The following is a 7,716-nucleotide window of genomic DNA, read 5'->3' on the forward strand; positions in this document are numbered from 1 at the left end:
CGAGGAGCGGGTCAGGGAGCTGATGGCGCTGGTCGGGCGGAGGTCGCCCTCGGAGATGAGCGCGAGATGCGCCTCGACGATGGCGGCGCGGGTGCGCTCGGCGCGGGCGGTACGCCCGTCGACCCGACCCGCCACATCGACTGCGTCCATCCGCCCTCGCCCCCTCACCGCCACGGCGTCCCCCGACGCACCGCCGAGTCTAGACAGCCGTTGATCAGCGGCTCCGGACGCTCCGCCGACGCCGTCATCCGGCCCGGCCGGTCAGCGAGACGCCGCCGTCGCAGACGATGGTCTGCCCGGTGATCCAACTGGCGTCGTCGGAGGCCAGGAAGGCGACCGCGCCGGCCACGTCAGACGGCAGACCGAGGCGCCCGAGCGGGTACCGCGCGGCGACCTCGGCCTCCCGTCCGTCGTAGAGGGCGGCGGCGAAGCGGGTCTTCACCACGCCGGGAGCGACCGCGTTGACCCTGACCGTCGGGCCCAGCTCCACGGCGAGGCTGGCGGTGAGGTGGTTGAGCGCGGCCTTGCTGACCCCGTAGCAGGCGATGCCGGGTGACGGACCGAGCCCGGCGATCGACGAGACGTTGACGACGCAGCCGCCGCGCTCGCTCATGCCGGCGGCGCAGACCTCCTGCACCCAGCCGAGCGCGGCGACCACGTTCACGTCGAGGATCTTGCGGGCCGCGGCCAGGTCCAGCTCGACCAGCGGGCCGTTCACCGGGTTGATGCCGGTGTTGTTGACCAGCAGATCCACCGGCCCGAACGCCGAGGTCACCGCACGCACCGCGGCGGCCCGATGCTCGGGATCGTCGGCCCGGCCCGGCACCGCGAGGGCGTGTGCCGGACCGCCAAGTGTGGCGACCGCCTCGGCCAGCCCTTCGGGGCGGCGGGCGGTCAGGCCCACCCGGGCGCCTTCGGCGACGAGGCGTTGGGCGACGGCCAGACCGATCCCGCGACTGGCGCCGGTGACGATGGCGACCCGGCCCGCGAGCCGGCCCGAATATGCATTCACGGTGCAGATAGTAGGAGCATCGATCGGTATCGGTCAACGCCCTCGACGGTCGGCCAGCAGGCCGCGCCGGCAGCACGCGCGCAGCCGTCCGACCGGGCGTGGTCAGGCGGGACCACGCCCGGTCGGACGTCGGGGCTGCGGAGCCTCAGGAGACGGTCGGCACCCCGTTCGCCGGGGGCGCAGCCGGAGGGACGGTGTACTCGTTGACCGCCCCGTCCGCCTCGTCCGTCTCGTACGCCGGCCCGAAGTAGCTCTGCACTCCCCCGCTCACCCGGCTCAACCGCTGGCCGCCGTACCCGGAGTGGTCAGTGGCGGAAAAGCGCAGCGGCACCAGCCCGGGGCCCTGGAAGCCGCCCTTCTGCACGGCGTCGAGGACCTTCTCCCGGGTGAGGTCCCTGCCGGCGGCGAGCAGCGTCTGCACGAAGAGATAGCCGACCGACATCCCGTAGACGGTGTTGCCGTCGAACGGCGCGTCCCCGTTGTGCTCCTTGTTGACCTTCGTGAAGAGCTGGATCCACGGGTTGGCAGTGTCGTTCTGCATCGGCAGGTAGTTGGTGCCGACCATGCCCTCCAGCAGTGGCGCCGCCGCGCCGAGCTGCTTGGCCAGGGTCGGGTGGTCGGCGCCGACGTTGGAGACCAGCCACTGCGGCTTGAAGCCCAGCCGCGCCGCCGTGCCGACGGAGAGCGCGGTGAAGCCGGGCACTGTGGCGAGCACGACGACCTGGCAGCCGGCCGCCTTGAACGCGCCGATCTGCGGCGCCACGTTGGTGTTGCTGGTGACGTACGTCTGCTTGGCCACCACGGCACCGGCGCCGAGCACCTTCTCCACGCCGGCCAGGCTGTCCCGGCCGAAGTCGTCGTCCTGCCCGAGGAAGCAGACCTTCTGGCCGGCCAGGTTCGCCTTCGCGTAGTTGGCCAGGATCTTGCCCTCGACCGTGTAGTCCGGGTTGAACCCGAACGTGCCCGGATACTTGTCCGGTTGGTCCCAGCTGCGGCTGCCGGAGGCGACGAAGAGGTCGGGCACCCGGTTGCTCTTGAGGAAGTCGAGCACACCGGTGTGCGTCGGCGTGCCCAGACCGTTGAGGATGGCGAAGACCTTGTCCTGGAGGACGAGCTGGCGGACCACCTGCTGGGTGTTCGCCGGGTTGTAGCCGTCGTCCATGATCTTGTACGTGATCTTGCGGCCGTGCACGCCACCGTTGGCGTTGACGTAGTCGAAGTACGCCTTCGTCGCCGGGGCGATCTTCGAGTAGCCGGCCGAGGCCGGCCCGGTCAGCGGCATGTGGGTGCCGACGACGATCTCGGTGCCGGTGACGCCCGGCACCGACGCCCCGCCGGAGCCGGGGCCGTCGTCGCCGCTACAGCCGGCAGCGGTGATGAGCAGGGCAAGGGTGCTGGCGATCGCGAGGCCGCGATGCGCTTTACGGTGCATGGGAGACACCGACCTTTCTCGGTCCGGTTTTCTGGGGAACGGTGTGGTGGTGGGGCGCCCGGCCGAGGCCGGACCGAGGACAGCTCAGGAACGCCGGGTCGGCCGCCTGGCCAGCAACGCCCGGCCGAGACGCGACAGCAGACCCTGCACACCGCCGGGGGCGGCGATCATGACGACGATCAGGGTGAGTCCGAAGATCGCCAGGGGGAGATTGCCCTCCATCCGCTGCGCCACCGCGGGCGAGAGCGTGAGCATCCCGGTCAGCGAGTGGGTGAGATCGGGCAGGGCGACCAGCAGGACCGCCCCCCAGAGCGCGCCGGTCAGTCGACCCAGGCCACCGATCACCACGGCCATCAGCAGGAACAGCGACAGGGTCAGCGAGAACGCGCCGGGTGAGACGCTCTGTGCGAGCACCGCCAGCAGCGCGCCGCCGAGCCCGGCGGTGGCGGCGCTGACCACGAAGGCGAGAACCTGGGTGCGGGCCACGTGGATGCCGGCGAGGCGGGCCGCCACCTCGTCGTCGCGGACTGCCCGGAAGGTCCGCCCGTACCGGCTGCGGATCAGGTTCGCCAGCAGCAGCAACGCGAGCAGGGTGGCCGCGCCGGTGACCCAGAGCTGCCACCGCTCGTAGGGGAAGTACGGGCCGAGCGACAGCGGCGGCGGTTCCACCGGCACCGACAGCCCCTGCTCGCCGTTGAACACGCCGTCGAAGGTGACCGCCAGCGCCGGCACCACCACGGCCACCGCGAGGGTGACCCCGGCCAGATAGGGGCCGCGCAGCCGGGCCGCTGCCACACCGACCACCGCGCCGATCGCGACCGTGCTGACGATCGCCGCTGCCAACGACAGCGGCAACAGCCAGCCGCCGGTCATTCCCCGGTCGGCGAACGCGGTCTGGCACAGCGCCACCGTGTACGCCCCGGTGGCCATCAGCGCACCGTGCCCGAGCGACAGTTGACCGTTGAGCCCGGTGAGGACGGTCAGCCCGGCGGTCGCGCACAGGTAGGCGGCCACTGTGGCGAGCTGGAAGTTGCGGAACGGCTCGACGGAGTAGCTGACCGCCACCAGTAGCAACCCGGCGGCCAGCACCACCGCGAGGTGGCGCAGCAGGGTGGAGCCGCGTCGCTGGTCGACCGGCCGACCGCCCGGGTCGTCGAGCTGCTCTCTCGGCGGCACGGCCGCCTTCGTGGCGCTCACACCCGCCTCGCCGCGACCGGGGCGAACAGCCCACCGGGCCGGACCAGCAGCACCGCCAGCAGCAGGACCAGCACCGCGAGCGGAGTGAGGTCACTGCCGGCGTAGCCGCTCACGTAGGAGAGCAGCAACCCCACCACCAGCCCACCGACCACCGCCCCCGGTGGACTGTCCAGCCCGCCGACCACCGCCGCGGTGAACGCCGAGACGAACACCAGGTCCATCGCGTGCGGGTGCAGGCCCAGCTCGGTCGGCAGGACCAGCATGGCGGCCAGCGCGCCCACCCCGGAGGCGAGCGCCCAACCGAGGGTCAGCATCCCACCGACGTTGACCCCGAGCAGCCGGGAGACCTCCGGAGCGAAGGCCGCCGCGCGCATCCGCAACCCCACCGGGGTACGCGCGAACATCCAGGCCAGACCACTGACCACCACGCCGATCGTGGCGAAGACGAACAGGTCGTACGGGGACAGCACGGCGACGCCGCCCACGGTGAGGGCGGACCGGCTGAACGGGGCCTCGGCGGGGCGGAACTCGCTGCCGTACACCATTCCCAGCACGGCCTGGATCAGCAGCACCAGCCCGAGCGCGACGATCACCGGGTTGAGCGGTGAGGCGTGATCGACGTGCCGCATCACCACCCGGTCCACCAGCGCGCCGAGCAGCAGGCCGGCGACGATCGCGACCACGAAGCCCAGCCAGTAGGAACCGGTAGCGGTGCTGACGGTGTAGGCGACGTACGCGGCGGCGACGGCCATCGCCCCCTGGGCGAAGTTGACGACCCGCGCCGCCCGCCAGATGAGCACCAGGGCCAGCGCGAACGCGGCGTACACCGCGCCGCGGGACAGGCCGTCGACGGTGAGGAAGACGAAGCGGTCCAACAGTCCTCCCTCCGGGGGACGAGATGGTGGTCAGAAACCGAGGTAGGCGTGGCGCAGGTCGACGTCGTCGCGTAGCCGCGCCGCCGGGGCGGCGATCACCACCCGACCGAGGGACATCACGACGCCCTGGTCGGCGACGGCGAGCGCGCTGCGCACGTTCTGCTCGACCAGCAGGACGGTCAGGCCGGTGCGGTCGCGCAGTTGGCGGAGCAGGGCCATGGTCCGGGCGACGACCCGGGGCGCCAGGCCGAGCGACGGCTCGTCCAGCAGCAGCAGGCGGGGTCGGCCGACCAGGGCCCGACCGAGCGCCAGCATCTGCCGCTCGCCGCCGGAGAGCTGGTGACCGAGGTGCCGGCGGCGTCGGGCGAGCGGCTCGAAGAGCTGGTAGACCTCGTCGAGGGCCCGCCCGGCGTCGGCCCGGTCGCGCCGCCACAGCCCGCCCAGCCGCAGGTTCTCGTCGACGGTCAGCTCGCTGATCACGCCCCGACCCTCCGGGACGTGCGCCATGCCGCGTCGGACGAGCTGCTCCACCGGCGTACCGCGAAGGTCCTCGCCGGCCAGCAGGACCTGGCCGGCGGCCGGGCGGATCATGCCGGAGAGCGCCCGCAGGAGAGTGGTCTTGCCGGCACCGTTGGCGCCGACGACAGCGGCGATGGTGCCGGCCGGGACGGTGAGGTCGATGGCCCGCAACACGGGCGCGGCGCCGTAACCGGCGACCAGCCCCCGCACGACGAGCAGATCGGTGCCGCTCACACCGCACCGCCCTTCGTTCGCGACTGCGGGGCTCGCAAACCCGGCTCACTCCTCACGCTCACGGTGACACCTCTTCCTCGACGGTGGCACCGAGGTACGCGTCGGTGACCGCGGGGTCGTCGCGGATCTCGTCCGGGGTGCCGGCGGCGATGACCCGGCCGAAGTCGAGCACCACGAGCTCGTCGCAGACGGCCATCACCAGGTCCATGTGGTGCTCGACCAGGAGCACGGCGCAGGGATCGGTGTCCCGCCGGGGCAGCTGGCGGACCAGCTCCCCCAGCTCGGCGATGTCGTCCGCCCCGAGGCCACCGGCCGGCTCGTCGAGCAGGAGCAGCCGGGGGCGGGCGGCGAGCGCGCGGGCCAGGGCGACCCGCTGGCGTACGGCGAAGGGCAGGGTGGTCGGCGCGGCCCCGGCGTGCTCGGCGATGCCCAGCTCGTCGAGGATGGCCAGGGCGTCCGCGCGCAGCCGGCGTTCGTCGCGGTCGCTGGCCGGCAGCCCCAGCAGTGCCGGGACGAAGCCGGCACGGGCGGTGTGCGAAGCGCCGGTCATCACGTTCTCCAGCACGCTCAGCCCGGCGAACAGCCCGGTGCCCTGGAGGGTCCGGGCGATGCCGAGCCGGGTCAGCCGGTGCGGCCGTGGCCGCAGCGGCCGGCCGTCGAGGGTGAGTGAGCCCGTCTCCGGTGCGACGAAGCCACAGATGACGTTGAACAGCGTGGTCTTGCCGGCGCCGTTGGGCCCGATGACGCCCACCACCCGGTTGGGTGGCACCCGCAGGGACACGTCGTCGAGGGCGGTGAGGCCGCCGAAACGGACGCCGATGTGGTGCAGTTCGAGGCCGCGCTCCATCACCCATCCCTCTGTCGTGGCGGGTGTTTATTTACACTCGCAGTGTACGTTTCTCGGGTTAGGCGTCAAGACCTTCAATGCCCCCTTCACGCACGTGGACGGGGCGGCCGCCAGCGGCGACCGCCCCGTGACCGCCGTCAGGCGCTGGGACAGGTGTTGCGGTACTCCTGGATCTGCGAGCCGCTCGGGCCGGGGCAGAGGAACTGCTCGTAGCGGGTGTCGTCGTCGACGAACCGCTTCAACCAGGCCACCATCTGCCGCGCGGTCGGCGTGTTCGTGGTCTGCGGGAAGAAGTGGCTCGCCCCGTTCAGCTCCAGGTACGCCTTCTCGGCGGAGGACGGGATGCTGTTGTAGAACGGCACCGAGTGCGTCGCGACCGGCGCGACGCTGTCGCTCTCGCCGCCGATGATCAGCGTGGGCACCCGCAGCTCGGACCAGCTCTTGTCCGTGTTCCACGGTGCCAGCGGCACCGCCGCCTGCAACGACGGCCGCGACGAGGCCGCCTCCAGGCTGCCCCCGCCACCCATCGAGTGACCGGCCACCGCGAGTCGGCTGCTGTCGATCCGGGTGCGCACCGAGCTGCGCTGGGTCAGGTAGTCCAGCGCGGCGAGCAGCTGACGGCCCCGACTGTCCGGCTGGTCCAGCCGGGTGTTCGTCTCGATGCCGATCACGACGAAGCCGTGCGAGGCGATACGCGGTCCGAGCCAGCTGATGCTGGACCAGGCCGCTGTGTAGCCGGGCGAGATGGCGATGGCGCCGAAGGTGCCCTCGCTGGTGCTGGTCGGGTAGTAGATGACGCCGCCGCCGAAGCCGGTGACGCTCAGCGAGGACACGCTCTGCGACGCCGTGGCGAACGGTCCGCGACTGGCCTCCAGGATCGAGGTGGTCGGGGCGGGGCCGCGCTCGTACGGGCCGGCGGCCTGGGCGGCGCTGGACGACCCGGCCAGGGCACCGCCGGCGGCCAGGACGGCGGCCAACGCGAGCCGGGTGGCACGGGCTGTGATGGAACGGGGACGGGTGGTGGTTGGTGAGGACACGTCGGGCACTCCCTAGAGTCGAGGGATATCGACGTGTGTCAGTTTTGGCTGCTCCGCCGATCCCGGCATCGGCGAAATCACCAGTCCCGACGTGAAATGCCGAGATCAGTCGTGTTTCGACCCTCTGACCAGGGGTAGCAGGGCAGGCGCCGGCCCGCCCACGTGCCATGGAGAGGTTCATTCAGTGGATTCCAGCAAGCCCGCCGAGGCGGTCAAGAACGCCGTGAAGACCGCCTCAGGAAAGATCGCCGACGCCCTCAGCCCGGATGTCCCCGGTGCGCCGGGGAGCGCGCCACCGACCGTCGAGGAGCCGACGACGCCGCACGACCCGCTGCCGCCGAAGCCAGAACAGGGGGCACCGCAGACGCGCACGCCGACCGGCGCGGAAACCGGCGCGCCGACGACCGCGAACGGTCAGCAGGGGGCCTACCTCACGACCGCGAACGGGGCGCGGCTGCGCGACACCGACCACTCGCTCAAGGCCGGCCCCCGCGGCCCGGTGCTCCTCCAGGACCACCACCTAGATAGGAAGAGCACACGTCAGAACACCAGACACCAGTATC

The 7,716-nt window shown here is 72.1% G+C and carries 7 protein-coding genes and 1 pseudogene; 1 reads left to right on the forward strand and 7 read right to left on the reverse strand.

Annotated features, from left to right (window positions below; translation table 11 throughout):
- Positions 1–244 precede the first annotated feature (244 nt).
- From ABZ749_RS24585 to ABZ749_RS24615, 7 genes are all read right to left on the reverse strand, one after another.
- Entirely contained in the window at positions 245–1,012 is a 768-nt protein-coding gene (locus tag ABZ749_RS24585) for an SDR family oxidoreductase (RefSeq protein ID WP_357231665.1), read from the reverse strand.
- A gap of 145 nt (positions 1,013–1,157) precedes the next feature.
- The gene (locus ABZ749_RS24590; protein ID WP_357231669.1) at positions 1,158–2,444 is read right to left on the reverse strand and encodes an ABC transporter substrate-binding protein; all 1,287 of its coding nucleotides are present in this window, start codon (positions 2,442–2,444) and stop codon (positions 1,158–1,160) included.
- An 84-nt stretch (positions 2,445–2,528) separates the two neighbouring features.
- Complete coding sequence (locus ABZ749_RS24595; protein WP_357231672.1) at positions 2,529–3,641, reverse strand: branched-chain amino acid ABC transporter permease; 1,113 nt, start codon at positions 3,639–3,641, stop codon at positions 2,529–2,531.
- Positions 3,638–4,516 carry a branched-chain amino acid ABC transporter permease gene (locus tag ABZ749_RS24600; RefSeq protein WP_091399163.1) on the reverse strand — a complete coding sequence of 293 codons (879 nt, stop codon included), beginning with the start codon at positions 4,514–4,516 and terminating at the stop codon, positions 3,638–3,640. Before ABZ749_RS24600 ends, ABZ749_RS24595 begins: the two co-directional genes overlap by 4 nt.
- Positions 4,517–4,546: 30 nt before the next feature.
- Positions 4,547–5,269: an ABC transporter ATP-binding protein gene (locus tag ABZ749_RS24605; protein ID WP_355006584.1), complete on the reverse strand. Its 723-nt coding sequence runs from the start codon at positions 5,267–5,269 to the stop codon at positions 4,547–4,549.
- Positions 5,270–5,327: 58 nt separating this feature from the next.
- Positions 5,328–6,116: an ATP-binding cassette domain-containing protein gene (locus tag ABZ749_RS24610; protein WP_355006583.1), complete on the reverse strand. Its 789-nt coding sequence runs from the start codon at positions 6,114–6,116 to the stop codon at positions 5,328–5,330.
- A 137-nt stretch (positions 6,117–6,253) separates the two neighbouring features.
- Complete coding sequence (locus ABZ749_RS24615) at positions 6,254–7,153, reverse strand: alpha/beta hydrolase (RefSeq protein WP_357231677.1); 900 nt, start codon at positions 7,151–7,153, stop codon at positions 6,254–6,256.
- A gap of 184 nt (positions 7,154–7,337) precedes the next feature.
- Between ABZ749_RS24615 and ABZ749_RS24620 the strand changes: the two are divergent.
- A pseudogene (locus ABZ749_RS24620) lies at positions 7,338–7,716 on the forward strand (catalase HPII); the annotation flags it as partial.

Source organism: Micromonospora sp. NPDC047753 (assembly GCF_040642735.1).
In the GTDB taxonomy this organism is placed as follows: Bacteria; Actinomycetota; Actinomycetes; order Mycobacteriales; family Micromonosporaceae; genus Micromonospora.

Bases quoted from the DNA above. Each gene is read 5' to 3' on its own strand.
- ABZ749_RS24590 (WP_357231669.1), bottom strand. From the start codon at position 2,444: ATGCACCGTAAAGCGCATCGCGGCCTCGCGATCGCCAGCACCCTTGCC.
- ABZ749_RS24610 (WP_355006583.1), bottom strand. From the start codon at position 6,116: ATGGAGCGCGGCCTCGAACTGCACCACATCGGCGTCCGTTTCGGCGGC.